The following is a 15,779-nucleotide window of genomic DNA, read 5'->3' as shown; positions in this document are numbered from 1 at the left end:
AAGATGAGTAATTAAAGTATATTGAGTTCACCGTCTAGCGACTCTATCCGTCTGTAATTTTCTACCGCCTCACAAAGGCTTTTACCAGCAAAATAAATGGGGCTATCTTTTTCGTAGTCAAATCCCTTATACGCACAACGATGAGTAACATAGTTTTCCCACGCAGCTTGATCTGCTTTGAAAAGCTTAACAGCATCTTCCTCATCCTCCATAGTTATAAGTTTGGAGAGAAAATTTATTGTTTCTTTATTTTTTTGCTCTAGTTTTTCTGTCGAATCGGTAAGCATTCGGTCAATACAAATATCCACTTCGTGATAGCTCTCACCTTTCATAATATCTTTACATAGCACTTTTTCCATCGAATCCAGCTTGCTCCAGTAAATCTCAGCAAACGCAGGAGATATTCCGTTCACAGCAAATAGCATCAACAGACATAAATAGATACTTTTCATTTTTTCATCCTTAAATAACACGCTTGAGAAAAACCGGTGAACTGCATTGCCATAAAGAAATACCATCCCTGCGGCTGTCAGATGGCATTAAAGATAACGCCGCCGACAGTGAAACACCATCGGCGGCGTGGGGGGAAAACTCAGCGCTTAACCCGCTAAAAAGAAGCGGAACGCCGGATTATGGGTTTCGTCGTGGCATTCATAGCCCAGCGCCTGTAAGTGCTGTTCGAATTCTCGATCGCCAGCTTCCAGCTCGAACGCAGCCAGCACGCGGCCAAAGTCCGTACCGTGGCTACGGTAATGGAACAGCGAAATATTCCAGTGCGTGCCCAGCGTATGCAGGAATTTCAGTAACGCGCCCGGCGACTCGGGGAACTCAAAGCTATAAAGCCTTTCCTGTAGTGGCTTGGAGGGGCGCCCGCCGACCATGTAGCGCACATGCAGCTTCGCCATTTCATCATCGGACAGGTCCACCACTTCATAACCGTCAGCGGCAAGCTCGGCGATGATCTCCTGCCGTTCCGCATAGCCGCGCGTCAGGCGTACGCCGACAAAAATGCAGGCATCTTTGGCATCCGCGTAGCGATAGTTAAACTCGGTCACTGAGCGGCCGCCCAGCAGTTGGCAAAACTTCAGGAAGCTGCCCTGTTGCTCAGGGATCGTTACCGCCAGCAGCGCTTCACGCTGCTCACCCAGTTCACAACGTTCAGACACATACCGCAGGCCGTGGAAGTTCACGTTCGCACCGGAAAGAATGTGCGCCAAGCGCTCACCCTGAATCTGGTGCTGTTGGATGTACTTTTTCATCCCCGCCAGCGCCAGCGCGCCAGACGGTTCAGCAATCGCACGCACATCTTCGAACAGATCTTTCACTGCCGCACAGATGGCGTCACTATCGACGGTAATCACATCATCCAGATATTCCTGACACAGGCGGAAGGTTTCATCACCGATACGTTTTACCGCGACGCCTTCAGCAAACAGCCCGACACGCGGCAAATCGACAGGATGACCCGCATCCAGCGCTGCACGCAGGCAAGCGGAATCCGCCGCTTCCACGCCGATGACCTGAATCTGTGGCATCAGTTGCTTGATCAGCACAGCGACACCCGCTGCCAGACCACCGCCACCAACGGGCACAAACACACGATCCAGATGGGCATCCTGCTGTAGCAATTCCAACGCCAACGTACCTTGACCCGCAATCACTGCCGGATGATCGAACGGGGGCAGAAAGGTCATGTGTTGCTGCTGTGACAGCTCAATCGCTTTGGCCTTCGCTTCATCAAAGTTAGCGCCGTATAGCAAAACCTCGCCGCCAAAACCGCGTACCGCATCCACCTTGATGTCTGCCGTCGCTACCGGCATCACAATCAGTGATTTAATCCCCAGCTTGCTGGAAGAAAGCGCGACCCCCTGCGCGTGGTTACCAGCAGACGCCGTTACCACACCGTGTGACTTTTGCTCATCGCTCAGACCCGCCATCATCGCGTACGCGCCACGCAGCTTGAAGCTGTGCACCGGGTGCCTGTCTTCACGTTTTACCAGAATGACATTACCTAACCGCGAGGAGAGTTTATCCATCTTCTCCAGCGGTGTGACCTGCGTGACTTCATACACCGGCGAGCGCAAGATCGCCCGCAGGTACTCCGCGCCTCCCGGCGCGGCAGGAAGAGGTTGTGACACAGCCATCAGCATTAGCCTCCCAGCTTGCTTTTATCCCGCACTGCACCTTTATCCGCGCTGGTTGCCAGACTCGCGTAGGCACGCAGCGCAAAAGAAACCTGACGTTCACGGTTGTGCGGCGTCCAGGCGTGCTCGCCACGCGCTTCTTCGGCTGCACGACGGCTCGCTAATTCATTGTCATCGACCACCAGCGCAATACTGCGGTTGGGAATATCAATCGCGATAGTGTCACCGTCTTGTACCAGCGCAATAGTGCCGCCGCTGGCCGCTTCAGGAGAGGCATGGCCGATAGACAGGCCGGAGGTGCCGCCAGAGAAGCGTCCGTCGGTGATCAACGCACAGCTCTTACCCAATCCCATCGATTTCAGGTAGGTAGTCGGATACAGCATTTCCTGCATACCCGGCCCGCCTTTCGGCCCTTCGTAGCGAATCACCACGACATCGCCTGCCACCACTTTACCGCCGAGAATCGCCTCTACCGCATCATCCTGGCTTTCATACACTTTCGCCGGACCACGGAAGACCAGACTGCCTTCATCCACGCCTGCGGTTTTCACGATACAGCCATTCTCGGCCAGATTGCCGTACAACACGGCCAGACCACCGTCCTGACTGTAGGCGAATTCGCGCGAACGGATGCACCCTTCCTGACGATCGGTATCCAGCGAATCCCAGCGGCAATCCTGCGAGAACGCCTGCGTGGTACGGATACCCGCTGGCCCCGCGGAATACATGCTTTTCACGCTTTCATCCTGCGTCAACATCACGTCATAGGCTTCCAGCGTTTCCGGTAGCGTTTTGCCCAGCACATTGCTCACTTCACGGTTCAGCAGGCCAGCTCTATCCAACTCGCCCAAAATGCCGATCACGCCGCCTGCGCGGTGTACGTCTTCCATGTGATATTTTTGCGTACTTGGCGCCACCTTACACAGATGCGGAACCTGACGTGACAATCTGTCGATGTCGGTCATGGTGAAATCCACTTCCCCTTCCTGCGCCGCTGCCAGCAGGTGCAAAACGGTATTGGTCGAACCGCCCATCGCGATATCCAGAATCATGGCGTTTTCAAAGGCGGATTTATTGGCGATGTTGCGCGGCAGTACTCTCTCATCATCCTGTTCGTAGTAACGCTTCGCCAAACCCACAATGCGTTTCCCTGCGTTCAGGAACAGTTGTTTACGGTCGGCGTGTGTCGCCAGCAGCGAGCCGTTACCCGGCTGAGACAGACCCAATGCTTCGGTCAGACAGTTCATCGAGTTGGCGGTAAACATACCGGAGCAGGAACCACAGGTCGGGCAGGCAGAGCGTTCCACTTGCTCACTCTGTTGATCGGACACCTTCGGATCCGCGCCCTGAATCATCGCATCCACCAGATCCAGCTTGATGATCTGATCGGATAATTTGGTTTTCCCCGCTTCCATCGGGCCACCGGAGACGAAAATCACCGGAATATTCAAACGCAGCGACGCCATCAGCATCCCTGGGGTGATTTTGTCACAGTTGGAAATACACACCATCGCATCTGCGCAGTGGGCATTGACCATGTACTCCACCGAGTCGGCGATCAGTTCACGGGAAGGCAGAGAATAGAGCATACCGCCGTGCCCCATCGCGATACCGTCGTCCACCGCAATGGTGTTGAATTCTTTCGCCACACCGCCAGAGGCTTCGATCTGCTCGGCAACCAGTTTACCCAGATCGCGCAAGTGCACATGGCCGGGCACGAATTGGGTGAAAGAGTTGACCACCGCGATAATGGGTTTACCAAAATCATTGTCGGTCATTCCCGTTGCGCGCCACAGGGCTCGGGCACCGGCCATATTACGGCCGTGCGTGGTAGTGGCTGAACGATACTTAGGCATGCTCTATTACTCCAAAAATTACGAATGTGGCGATGACGGAACGTGTCACCGCCTGAAAGTCTTGATTAATTAATGATTTACCGGATCCAACCAGCCCCATTTATCGTCGGTTTCACCCGTGAAGAGGCCAAAGAACGCCTGCTGCAAGGCTTTGGTGACCGGGCCGCGTTTGCCAATGCCGACCTGAATACCGTCTACGCTACGCACCGGCGTAATTTCCGCTGCGGTGCCGGACATGAACACTTCATCCGCCAGATACAGTGACTCGCGGGACAGCACCTGCTCACGGACTTCATAGCCTGCATCTTTCGCCAGCTTGATGATGGCGTCACGCGTAATACCCGGCAGGGCAGAAGAGGTGAACGGCGGCGTGAAGATAATTCCGTCCTTCACTTCAAACAGGTTCTCACCGGCGCCTTCAGATACGTAGCCATGGACATCCAGCGCGATCCCTTCCTGATAGCCGTGACGGCGGGCTTCGCTGCCCACCAGCAAGGAGGACAGATAGTTACCGCCCGCTTTCGCCGCCGTTGGAATGGTATTCGCCGCCACACGATTCCAGGACGACACCATGGCATCAATGCCTGCTTCCAGCGCTTCTTCACCCAAATACGCGCCCCACGGGAACGCGGCGATGATTACGTCGGTTTTATAACCGTCTGGTGGATTCACCCCCATACCGACATCGCCAATAAACACCAGCGGGCGGATATAGGCGCTGGTCAGGTTGTTTTTACGCAGCGTTTCACGGCAGGCCTCCATCAGCTCATCCACGCTTTGCTCGACCGGCATACGGTAAATTTTTGCCGAATCATGGAGACGCTGCATGTGTTCACGGTGACGAAAAACCACCGGGCCTTTGTGTGAATTATAGCAACGAACCCCCTCAAACACGGAGGTGCCATAATGCAAGGCGTGCGACATCACATGGACTTTGGCTTCAGCCCATGGAACCATCTCGCCATTGAACCAAATGTAATCCGCTTTTTTTGTCATTCTTTTTTCCTTACTCTTCTTATGCGTTAGGCGCTGATCTGCTGTGATGTCGTCATAGGTTGGATGTCAACACGGGCGATATCCAACAGCTTGCTTAATTGCGTTGACAATAAATCCACTGAACGATGGCTGGCAACGGTCAGTTCAATATTAATGTGATCGCTATTGATGGTTTGTACCATATTCATGGCACAAACTTTGAAACCGCGATGGCGGGTAACACGCAATACACGCTCCAGAACCTCGGGACGAAAGCGCGCCTGAATCGAAAGTTGATGATGTGTCATTCTGTTGTCTCCAGCACTTATTCTGTGTAGGTCGGCCATTATTGGGTTTTGTCGAGCATCGTTTCGTTACCCGCACCCGGCGGAACCAGCGGCCAGACGTTTTCGTACTCATCAATCGATACATGCAGTAAGTAGGGGCCTTCGCTGTTAAACAGGGCATCCAGCGCGGTATCAATTTGATCTTTACGGGTGATGCGCTGGCCGGGGATATCAAATGCGCTTGCCAGCGTCAGGAAATCGGGGTTATCGGAGAGGTCGGTTTCACTATAGCGTTCATCAAAAAATAATTGTTGCCACTGACGTACCATGCCTAACCGTTGGTTATCCAGCAACACGATCTTCAACGGCAGCCGTTTTCGTTTGATGGTGCCCAATTCCTGAACATTCATCATGAAAGAGCCATCACCCGAAATGCAGATAACCATGTCGTCCGGGCGCGCCACCTGTGCGCCTACCGCAGCGGGTACACCGAAGCCCATTGTGCCGAGGCCGCTGGAGGTGATGAAATTCTCCGGGCGGCTGAACGTCATATGCTGTGCAGCCCACATTTGGTGTTGGCCCACATCGGTCGTCACCACGGTATCGGCATCCATCCGCTCAGAAATCGCCTTCAGCAACGCGGGGGCATAAATCGCCTGACCGGGATGATCATAACGCCACGGATATTCCGCCTTCATCATGGCAGCCTGCTGACGCCATGCGTCAACATTCAGCGGCTGTTGCAGTGCAGGCAGCATCTCATTCAGATCGCCTTGCAATGCCACATTCGCATGACGCAATTTGCTCAGTTCCGCCGGGTCGATATCCATATGAATCACGCTGGCGTGAGGCGCAAAGGCGTTCAGCTTGCCCGTCACGCGGTCATCAAAACGTGCTCCGACGGCGATTAACAGATCGCACTCTTGCACAATCAGGTTCGCCGCCTTTGTGCCGTGCATACCAATCATACCGAGGTAATAGGGATGATTGGCATCCACAGCACCTAAACCTTTCAACGTCGACACAGAAGGGATACCCGTCACCTTCAAGAATTCACGCAGCGCCGGAACCGCATTCGCCATACCGACCCCACCGCCAACGTACAACACCGGTTTTTTTGCTTGCGCCAATAGGGCATACGCCTGCGTCATATCTTGAGCGGGGAAATCGGCATCGTTAGCAACAGGCGAAAAATTCGGCGTAAAATCGCCCATAGCCAGTTGAATATCTTTAGGAATATCGACCAGAACGGGGCCGGGGCGACCGCTATTGGCAATCGCGAATGCTTCTGCCATCACGTCCGGCAGCGATTCGAGAGACTCAACCAGAAAACTGTGTTTCGTACAGGCCAGCGACAGCCCCAGCACGTCGATTTCCTGAAAAGCATCAGTACCAATCAGCGCCGACCCCACCTGCCCGGTGATCGCCACCACAGGTACAGAATCCAACAGCGCATCGGCAAGACCGGTGATCAGGTTCGTTGCACCTGGGCCAGACGTCGCAATGCAGACGCCCACATTACCCGTGGAGCGAGCATAGCCAATCGCCGCCATCACCGCGCCTTGCTCATGGCGACACAGCAGGTGTTTAACGCCGCCGTCATACAGTGCATCATAGACGGGCATTATCGCGCCTCCCGGATACCCAAAAACGGTTTCCACTCCTTGCGCTCGCAACGCTTGTACCACCCACTGCGCTCCATTCATAGTTATTTCTCCGACATATTATGGTAATAACAGAATTTCATGCTGATGTTCATTTTCTGTTCCTTTCCGTTATAGATTATGCCCAACAAAAAACCCCCGACCTTTCGGTGCGGGGGTTTTCTTGAATTAGGCCTTGATTTTTAAGCCATTCTTCGTCCAAGTGCAGCCCCGCACGGTGGGATAATAATCACCACCACGCTAATCACGACTAGGCTAATCACCAGGGATAGGGCTTTCATAATAGGTTGTTCATTAATTTTCTGTCGAACGAATGCCTACAGAGTTATCACAGTCAGACAAGGTATGACAACAATTTTTTTTCACTACTCCCCGTAAGCATTCCCTATGATAGGGGAAAAATATAACGTAATCATGGGGTAAAAACGCAACAAATTATTTTTGTTCATTGGCGTAAAAATGGGTGCCACATACGAAAATACAGCACCAGAAACATGCGCCGTCAATCATCGGGTAACATTAAGCGAGCAATTCGTCCTAAATCATTGCGACACATCACGCACAAATTTTATCCCTTACTGAAACAGACAATTATTTTATGACGCCGCCGCGCAGACTGACGACGACAGGCTCTACTTCCTCCTTCTGACACGACATGATGCAAACCCTTAGCAAAGGGGAAATAGCATGTCATTGGCAGTTACCTATACTCGGGCAATGATTGGTGTACAAGCGCCGGACGTTTACATCGAAGTGCATATTAGCAGTGGGCTACCGGCCTTAACGCTGGTTGGTTTACCAGAAACCACCGTTAAGGAAGCACGCGATCGTGTACGTAGCGCACTCATCAACTGCGGGTTTACCTTCCCCGCCAAGCGCATTACGGTCAATCTTGCTCCCGCAGATCTGCCCAAAGAAGGGGGACGCTATGACCTGCCTATTGCCTTGGCGATTCTCGCCGCCTCAGAGCAAATCGACAGTGAAAAGCTCAGCCGTTACGAGTTTCTTGGTGAACTCGGCTTGTCTGGCACACTCCGTGGCGTGAATGGCGCGATCCCAGCCGCACTGGAAGCGATAAAATCAGGCCGCCAACTTATCCTGCCCGATGACAATAAACGAGAGATGACACTAATACCACAGGGTGAAGCACTGATGGCCGGGCATTTGTTGGAAGTTTGTGCTTTTCTCAGCGGGGAAGAAGACCTGCTCAGTTGCTCCGACATCACACCGGCTCCGCAGGCAGAAGAAGATGCGCTCGACCTGAAGGATATCATCGGTCAGGAGCAAGCAAAACGCGCGCTGGAAATCGCGGCGGCGGGCGGTCACAACCTGCTATTGCTGGGGCCTCCAGGTACGGGGAAAACCATGCTGGCTAGCCGATTAGGCAATCTGATGCCGCCATTAAGCGATGAGGAAGCCTTAGAAAGCGCCGCCATCAATAGTTTAATCAACATTGATGCCACCATGACGCACTGGCGAGCCAGACCATTCAGAGCACCTCACCACAGTTCGTCCATGGCTGCACTCGTTGGCGGTGGGTCGCTGCCCAAGCCCGGAGAAATCTCACTCGCCCACAACGGCGTGCTGTTTCTGGACGAATTACCGGAGTTTGAGCGACGCGTTCTGGACTCACTGCGAGAGCCTCTGGAATCCGGTGAAATCATCATTTCCCGCACCCGCGCCAAAGTATGCTACCCGGCACGCGTGCAGCTCGTCGCCGCCATGAACCCCAGCCCGTCAGGCCATTATCAAGGCGTGCATAACCGATTACCAGCACAACAAATACTGCGTTATCTCAGCAAACTTTCGGGTCCCTTTTTAGATCGCTTTGACCTTTCAATCGAAGTGCCGTTGCTGCCGCCAGGGGTGTTATCTCAGCAGCATTATCAGGGGGAAAGCAGTGTAACCATTCGCGAGCGTGTGCTGATTGCACGGCAGATACAGTTGAAGCGAGCCAATAAAATCAACGCCCTGCTGACGCCGCGTGAAATAGAAAAACACTGCGTATTAGAGGCGGCCGATGCGGCTTATCTGGAAGACGTGATGAACAAACTTGGCTTATCCGTACGCGCCTGGCATCGGATATTGAAAGTCGCACGGACGATCGCAGACCTCGGCGATCGGGACAACATTGAGAGAAAACATCTTGCCGAAGCCTTAAGCTATCGCTCAATGGATCGATTGCTGATCAAGCTCCACAAAAGCCTTGAATAGCGGGAACACTCTATTTGCTCGCCACAAAAGTAAATGGGGCGCTAACGCCCCATTCTTAGTTAATCATCGCTTTCCGTGTATTCTTCCACCGCGTCCATCTGCGGTTTACCACCAGACAGCGTATGGAAACGTTTAGGACGACGAATACGATCCAAATATTTGGACCAGATTTTTTCCAGTTCCGTTTCCGCTTTACGTTCGCCGCGACACATTGCGACAAATAATGTCTCTTCCGCCGTCACTGGCTCACGCTTACCCAAATCCAGCTCGTTAAACGCGTAACCATGGCGTTCCAACAGTTGTGCTTCTTTAATCGTAAAGTCGCCATGTCGGGAAAAACCACGCGGGTAGAACTTGTTATCAAAAAAACGATGAGTGGTAGAGAAGCTTTCTGCCATCTTACACGCTCCTAATTCTTCTATGGTCGTGTTGTTTATGGCGCGGAGTATTAGATAGGCTTGACAATGTGTAAAACAAAACATTTAAATCATTACGACAAAATTTTTTTGGAGATGGGCGTGGATACCGAATTACTAAAAACCTTTCTGGAAGTCAGCCGAACAAGACACTTTGGTCGTGCCGCCGAATCCCTGTATCTGACGCAATCCGCAGTGAGTTTTCGAATTCGTCAGTTAGAGACACAGCTTGGAGCCAACCTGTTCACACGCCATCGAAACAACATACGCCTGACACCCGCAGGTGAACGCCTTCTTCCCTATGCGGAAAGCCTCATTGGTACATGGCAAATCGCCAAAAAAGAGGTCGCTCGTTCGCAACAGCACAGCCTGCTTTCGGTAGGGGCAACCGCGTCATTATGGGAGGCTTACCTGACCCCCTGGCTACAATCACTGTACCAGCAGCGTCCGTTGCTCCAGCTAGAAGCGCGGGTTGCCCTACGCCATTCACTGGTAAAACAGCTCCATGAGCGTCAATTAGATCTTTTGATAACAACCGAGCAACCCAAAATGGAAGAATTGGCGAGCCAGCTACTGGGGAATTTCTCCCTTTCGCTGTTTGCGGCAGAAACGCATCCCCCCGGACAGGAACTCCCCTATGTAAAATTAGAGTGGGGGGCAGACTTTCATCAACAGGAAACTCGCCTATTGGCCAGCGATCAGCTTCCCGTTTTGACAACAACATCGGCCCATTTGACACGCCAGTTACTTGAAACCACCGGAGGTTGCGCGTTTTTACCCAGTCACTGGTTACAAACCTATGCCAATCTGCGGATCGTCGGCGACAACCAGCCCGTTGTGCGCCCGTTTTATGCTGTTTGGTTGCAAAACAGCGATCAGCAAACAATGATTCGCCAGTTGCTGAAAACGCCTATTTTAATTAATCCATGACCTATTATGCCCACAAATCAACTTAAGCACGTCTGGCTAACCAGAACGTGCTTAACGCTTTTTGTAACCCAATGAAAGCAAACAACAGGAAACCAATGACGATTTTTGTCCACCATGAGCTTAAGGTGCCGTCGAACGTGATGTATGTTTGAATCAGACCCTGAATCAGTACGCCAAACAGGGTGCCTAGTACGGTTCCAACACCACCAGTCAATAGCGTACCGCCAATCACGACAGCCGCGATGGCGTCCAGCTCCACACCACTTGCCGCCAGAGCATAGCCTGCTGAGGTATAGAGCGAAAAAACAATGCCTGACAGCACAGCTAACGTACTGGAAAGCATGTATATTTCAATCGTCGTCCGTCTGACTGGAACCCCCATCAGTTCCGCAGAATAGCGATTACCGCCAATGGCATAAACACGGTTTCCGAAACGGGTACGATGCGCCATCACCATTCCCAGCAGCACCACAATCAGCATCACTAGTGCCAGAAAGGTAAACCGTCCTCCATCAGGCATACGCCATGCAAACCCCGCCAGTTGGCTATAGACCGGATGATCGATGGGTATCGACTCTTGTGAGACGATAAAGCTCATCCCTCTGACAAAGAACATCCCCGCAAGCGTGATAATGAAGGCGGGTAATTTGAGCGTATCGATAATCCATCCCATTACCCCACCAAACAGTGCTCCCATCACCAGCGCGATAGTGAACGCAAAGAAAGGATCAATGCTGTACGTACCGATCAATTTGGCTAATAGGACACCGGTAAACGCAATGACTGATCCCACGGAGAGATCGATACCACCGGAAAGAATGACAAACGTCATCCCAACCGCCACGATCCCCAGAAAGGCATTATCCGTCAGTAAATCAAAGAAAACTCGCGTCGAAGCAAAGCCGGGAAACTGGCTAAGACAGAATAAATAGCCAGCAATGAATACCAGAATCGTCATCAGCAGGGGGAAGTGGCGTTTCAACATTATGTTTTCCTCCTGAAGAACGGATGCAGAGAGATACGCGGAGATTGCATAACCAAAACCAGCAGAACGACGAGAGCCTTCAGAACCAGATTAAATTCCGGCCGATAGCCCGAAAGCAGGATGCCGGTATTCATACTCTGAATAATCAATGCCCCGACGACAGAGAGCAGTAAGTTAAAACGACCACCGAGCAGAGAGCCACCACCGATCACCACGGCCAGAATCGCGTCTAATTCCAGCCAGAGACCGGCGTTATTTGCATCCGCACCGCGGATATCCGCCGTGACGATAACGCCCGCTACGGCAGCACACACGCCGCATATGACATAAGCCGCAACTAATACCCGCTTCGTACTCACGCCAGCATTGCGAGCTGAGCGCAGATTAATACCGACCGACTCGATAAATAGCCCAAGCGCCGTTTTACGCGTCAGCGCCCACAGAACCAGCAACATCACACAGGTAATAATGACGGGTATCGGCAGATAGAACAGGGACCCACTGCCCAGCGTAGCCAGCCCGGCGTTATCAAAGGTAATAATCTGGCCTTCGGTGATCAGTTGAGCAATTCCCCGTCCGGCAACCATCAGCATCAAGGTCGCCACAATCGGCTGAATCTGTAACACTGCAACCAGAAAACCATTCCACAGTCCACACAGTGCGCCAACCACTAGCGCGATCAGCAATACGGAAGGAAGTGGATGACCAGCAGCAGTCAGCGTTGCGGCCGTCGCGCCAGCAATCGCCATGACCGCACCAACCGATAAATCGATACCACCCGTGGCAATAACCAGCGTCATGCCTAATGCCAGCAACGCAACGGGCGCGCCACGGTTAAGGATGTCGATAAGACTACCGAACAAACGCCCATCCTGAATATGGAGGGCAAAAAAGTGTGGCGCGACCATACTGTCTATCAACAGAATAGCGACCAGCGCCAGCAGTTGTGGCACGCCTTTGGTGAACGTTAGGCGTACTTTTGTAGCAGGTTTGCTGTTATTGTCTGTCATCAGCCGCTCCCGGTTGTACTGCGATTGCCTGCATCACCGCGGCAACTGAGATCTCACTATGTTCGAGATGCGCAACATGCTGCCTGTCACGCAGCACAATAATACGATCGGCATAACCGATTAGCTCTTCCAGTTCAGAAGAGATCACCAGCAACGCCATCCCTTGTTCACACAGTTTCTCGATCAGACGAATGATTTCAGCATGCGCACCGACATCGATCCCTCTCGTTGGCTCATCCAGAATCAGAAAACGCGGTTCTGTTGCTAACCAACGCGATAGTAATACCTTTTGCTGATTTCCCCCCGATAGGTATTGAATCTCCTGCTCTGCGCTAGGCGTACGAATGCCCAATAGGTTGATGAACGTTTCCGCAATACGGGTTTGCTCGCGTAAAGATATGGGCTTCAACCAGCCTCGCTGCGCCTGAAGTGCCAGAATGATATTCTCCCGTACCGTCGCCGCACCGACGATGCCGTCAGTTTTGCGATCCTCTGGGCAATAGCCAAAACCCAGCTTTCCTGCTGCACGCGGCGTGCGGATGTTGACTAGTTTGCCATCAACCCAGGCTTCACCGGCATCAGGCACGTTGATACCAAATATCAACTGTGCGGTTTCTGTTCGGCCAGATCCCAGTAGGCCAGCAAGACCAACAATTTCTCTCGGACGTACGGAAAGTTCGAAGTCATTAATCGAACCCCGTCGGCCATAATGTTTAAATTGCACGATGGGGTCGCCCGTAACGTCACTATGTTCACTCCGCTTCAATAGCGTTTCATCAAAACTGTGCCCCAGCATCATTTGGACTAACTCGATACGCGGTAATTCCTCGACTGGCAATGTGCCCACTAATCGTCCGTTGCGCAAAACGGTAATTCTGTCGCTAATGCGGTAAACCTGATCCAGAAAATGTGTGACGAATATCATACCAATTCCGCGATCGCGTAATTTCCGTAATATATCCAGCAGCATATCGACTTCTTTGGCATCAAGACTGGCAGTAGGCTCATCAAGAATCAACACGTTAGCGGAGAGATCGACAGCCCTGGCAATAGCAACAATTTGCTGAATTGCGATGGAATAATTACCAAGCGGATGGCTGACATCAATCACCAGCCCATAATTCAATAAAAGAGCTTCTGCCTGACGCAGAATTTTACGTTGATCAACAATGCCCCAGCGAGTAGGTTCACGGCCAATAAATAAATTCGCCGCAACGGACAAATTAGGTAATAGATTGACCTCCTGATACACCGTACCAATACCCAATGACTGGGCGTGAGCAGTATTAACAGGATTAATCGCCATGCCATCGAGGATAATATCGCCAGATGAGGGATGATAAACGCCAGTCAATGCCTTGATTAGCGTTGATTTACCTGCTCCATTCTCCCCCAATAGAGCCACTATCTCACCGCGATTAAGCGTGAAGTCCACCTGATCTAATGCTTTCACACCCGGAAACTCTACGCTCATGCCCCGAATATCTAATAACCGTGTCGTTTCCATCAGCATCACCTATGCGACAACTCAACAAGGCTACGTCACACCTGAGCAATATTATGGTAAGTAGGCTGACAATATTCACTATCCCTTTCTAAAGGGCAGAAAACAGAGTAAACCCACTTTGCCATATTCATATTTCTTCCAGGTCTTTGGCAAAATTCATATCAATGACGCATCCACAATATGAATATCAATAACCAAGATCTTTCTTGGCTTCATATTCCTGTTTTGCTGTATCAGGTAACAATAAACGTGATTCTGTTTGAATGAATTTTTCAGGCTGTTTTCCGTCCTTCTTCATCGCTAATAAAGCATCAAAAGCAGGCCCAGCCATATTAGGCGTTAATTCAACCGTGGCGTTGGCTTCACCATTCATCATGGCCTTGAAAATATCAGGGACACCATCAATAGAGACAACTTTTATTTGTGAGCCAGACTTCAGGCCTGCTTCTTTAATTGCCTGAATGGCACCTATGGCCATATCATCATTGTGTGCATAAACCGCACAGATATTTTTTCCGTTCTGTTCGGCTTTAATAAAGCTTTCCATCACTTCTTTACCCTTACTGCGAGTAAAGTCTCCTGATTGTGAACGAATAATTTTTATCTGCGGATCTGAAGCAATACCTTCAGCAAACCCTTTTTTGCGATTTATCGCGACACTTGCCCCAACCGTTCCCTGTAATTCAACAACATTACAGGGTTTTCCGGCGGCCTCTTTCACAAGCCATTCCCCTGCCACTTTTCCTTCATAGACGCTATCAGAGGCAATAGCAGCGGTGTACAACGAGGGATCACTTACCTCAATCGTTCTATCAAGCAGGAACACCGGGATTTTTGCTTCTTTAGCTTCCTGTAAGACAGGTGCCCAGCCTGTCGCGACAACTGGCGCAATAAATATGGCATCCACACCCTGCGCGATAAATGACCGTACAGCCTTAATCTGATTTTCTTGCTTCTGTTGAGCATCTGCTATTTTTAACGTTATGCCACGTTTCTCAGCTTCCTGCTTTGATACCTTGGTCTCCGCAGAGCGCCATCCTGATTCTGAACCAATCTGGGAAAACCCAACCGTTAAGGGTTTTGCCTGTACGGCACCACATAATGCCGTGCTTACAGCAACAGCGACCAGTAAACGTCTGTACATACGTAAACTCCTTCTGTGTAGTCTTTACAGCTACTTAGTCAGATTTCAGGTACAGCATAGCGCTACGGATTCATGCTATAGCGCTATCGATGTGATGTTGTCAGGTATCACTAACAAGTGAATACAACCTGAAGGCTCGATCTGAAGGCGATTTACCCTTCACTCAGGCTGTAGTAGTTTTAGTTCAAATATCGAACAAGGTAGATGAGCAAGTTCACAACCTGGTATTACGGTGATTTTGTGCATATTTACAGCTAAAACAGCCTGATCTGTCAGCAGTACGTCAACGGTTTTTATCTGTTAAATAACAATATGTTAAGTTAATTAGGCATCCAGAGAAGTGAGATAACGAGGAAATCAGGAAAAGGGATACAAGGCAGGATCGAGCATAAAGAGCAGGCAAAAAAAACCCTTCACAATAATGTGAAGGGTTTTATCTGGCAGGGGCGGAGAGACTCGAACTCCCAACACCCGGTTTTGGAGACCGGTGCTCTACCAATTGAACTACGCCCCTAAATAGGGTGGCGGAACGGACGGGGCTCGAACCCGCGACCCCCTGCGTGACAGGCAGGTATTCTAACCAACTGAACTACCGCTCCACCGAATTTCTCTACAACCACCAGATTGCTCCGGCTTACTGCTTAATT

The 15,779-nt window shown here is 51.2% G+C and carries 14 protein-coding genes and 2 tRNA genes; 2 read left to right on the top strand and 14 right to left on the bottom strand.

Annotated elements, in window-relative coordinates; genetic code table 11:
* Positions 1–11: 11 nt before the first annotated feature.
* The 7 genes from OI69_RS01660 to ilvL form a co-directional block, all read right to left on the bottom strand.
* A complete protein-coding gene (locus OI69_RS01660; RefSeq protein WP_039345248.1) occupies positions 12–452 on the bottom strand; it encodes a lysozyme inhibitor LprI family protein in 441 nt (146 codons plus the stop codon).
* Positions 453–599: 147 nt separating this feature from the next.
* Positions 600–2,144, bottom strand: coding sequence for a threonine ammonia-lyase, biosynthetic (gene ilvA / locus OI69_RS01655; protein ID WP_039345418.1), 1,545 nt, complete (start codon positions 2,142–2,144; stop codon positions 600–602).
* A gap of 5 nt (positions 2,145–2,149) precedes the next feature.
* Positions 2,150–4,000 (bottom strand): dihydroxy-acid dehydratase, encoded by a 1,851-nt coding sequence (ilvD, locus tag OI69_RS01650; protein WP_039345246.1) that lies wholly within the window; start codon positions 3,998–4,000, stop codon positions 2,150–2,152.
* Between the two features lie 69 nt (positions 4,001–4,069).
* Positions 4,070–4,996 (bottom strand): branched-chain amino acid transaminase, encoded by a 927-nt coding sequence (locus OI69_RS01645; RefSeq protein WP_039345244.1) that lies wholly within the window; start codon positions 4,994–4,996, stop codon positions 4,070–4,072.
* A gap of 26 nt (positions 4,997–5,022) precedes the next feature.
* A complete protein-coding gene (gene ilvM / locus OI69_RS01640) occupies positions 5,023–5,283 on the bottom strand; it encodes an acetolactate synthase 2 small subunit (RefSeq protein ID WP_039345242.1) in 261 nt (86 codons plus the stop codon).
* A 38-nt stretch (positions 5,284–5,321) separates the two neighbouring features.
* Positions 5,322–6,968 carry an acetolactate synthase 2 catalytic subunit gene (gene ilvG / locus OI69_RS01635; protein ID WP_039345240.1) on the bottom strand — a complete coding sequence of 549 codons (1,647 nt, stop codon included), beginning with the start codon at positions 6,966–6,968 and terminating at the stop codon, positions 5,322–5,324.
* A 140-nt stretch (positions 6,969–7,108) separates the two neighbouring features.
* Positions 7,109–7,207, bottom strand: a complete 99-nt coding sequence (gene ilvL / locus OI69_RS19000; protein ID WP_071531109.1) for an ilv operon leader peptide — start codon at positions 7,205–7,207, stop codon at positions 7,109–7,111.
* A gap of 406 nt (positions 7,208–7,613) precedes the next feature.
* On the opposite strand from ilvL, the gene OI69_RS01630 reads away from it, so the two are divergent.
* Positions 7,614–9,140 carry a YifB family Mg chelatase-like AAA ATPase gene (locus tag OI69_RS01630; protein ID WP_039345237.1) on the top strand — a complete coding sequence of 509 codons (1,527 nt, stop codon included), beginning with the start codon at positions 7,614–7,616 and terminating at the stop codon, positions 9,138–9,140.
* A gap of 59 nt (positions 9,141–9,199) precedes the next feature.
* Here the strand turns inward: OI69_RS01630 and OI69_RS01625 are convergent, their stop codons facing one another.
* Positions 9,200–9,538: a DUF413 domain-containing protein gene (locus tag OI69_RS01625; RefSeq protein WP_039345234.1), complete on the bottom strand. Its 339-nt coding sequence runs from the start codon at positions 9,536–9,538 to the stop codon at positions 9,200–9,202.
* Positions 9,539–9,658: 120 nt separating this feature from the next.
* Between OI69_RS01625 and hdfR the strand changes: the two genes are divergently transcribed.
* Positions 9,659–10,486 carry an HTH-type transcriptional regulator HdfR gene (hdfR, locus tag OI69_RS01620; RefSeq protein WP_039345414.1) on the top strand — a complete coding sequence of 276 codons (828 nt, stop codon included), beginning with the start codon at positions 9,659–9,661 and terminating at the stop codon, positions 10,484–10,486.
* A 22-nt stretch (positions 10,487–10,508) separates the two neighbouring features.
* Here hdfR and yjfF read toward each other — a convergent pair whose 3' ends face one another.
* The 6 genes from yjfF to OI69_RS01590 form a co-directional block, all read right to left on the bottom strand.
* Positions 10,509–11,471, bottom strand: a complete 963-nt coding sequence (gene yjfF, locus OI69_RS01615) for a galactofuranose ABC transporter, permease protein YjfF (protein ID WP_039345232.1) — start codon at positions 11,469–11,471, stop codon at positions 10,509–10,511.
* Complete coding sequence (ytfT, locus tag OI69_RS01610; RefSeq protein WP_039345230.1) at positions 11,471–12,481, bottom strand: galactofuranose ABC transporter, ATP-binding protein YtfT; 1,011 nt, start codon at positions 12,479–12,481, stop codon at positions 11,471–11,473. The genes yjfF and ytfT overlap by 1 nt, the downstream gene beginning before the upstream one ends.
* Complete coding sequence (gene ytfR / locus OI69_RS01605) at positions 12,468–13,988, bottom strand: galactofuranose ABC transporter, ATP-binding protein YtfR (protein WP_039345411.1); 1,521 nt, start codon at positions 13,986–13,988, stop codon at positions 12,468–12,470. Before ytfR ends, ytfT begins: the two co-directional genes overlap by 14 nt.
* Before the next feature lie 187 nt (positions 13,989–14,175).
* On the bottom strand, positions 14,176–15,132 hold the full coding sequence (ytfQ, locus tag OI69_RS01600; RefSeq protein WP_039345226.1) for a galactofuranose ABC transporter, galactofuranose-binding protein YtfQ: 957 nt from the start codon (positions 15,130–15,132) through the stop codon (positions 14,176–14,178).
* 438 nt (positions 15,133–15,570) lie between these two features.
* Positions 15,571–15,646: transfer RNA gene (locus tag OI69_RS01595), tRNA-Trp, on the bottom strand.
* Between the two features lie 8 nt (positions 15,647–15,654).
* Positions 15,655–15,731, bottom strand: a tRNA-Asp gene (locus OI69_RS01590).
* Positions 15,732–15,779: the final 48 nt, after the last annotated feature.

This window comes from Pectobacterium fontis (assembly GCF_000803215.1).
GTDB lineage: Bacteria > Pseudomonadota > Gammaproteobacteria > Enterobacterales > Enterobacteriaceae > Pectobacterium > Pectobacterium fontis.
Note: the sequence above shows the minus strand (reverse complement) of the source record. Positions and strands in the feature narration are given on the sequence as shown.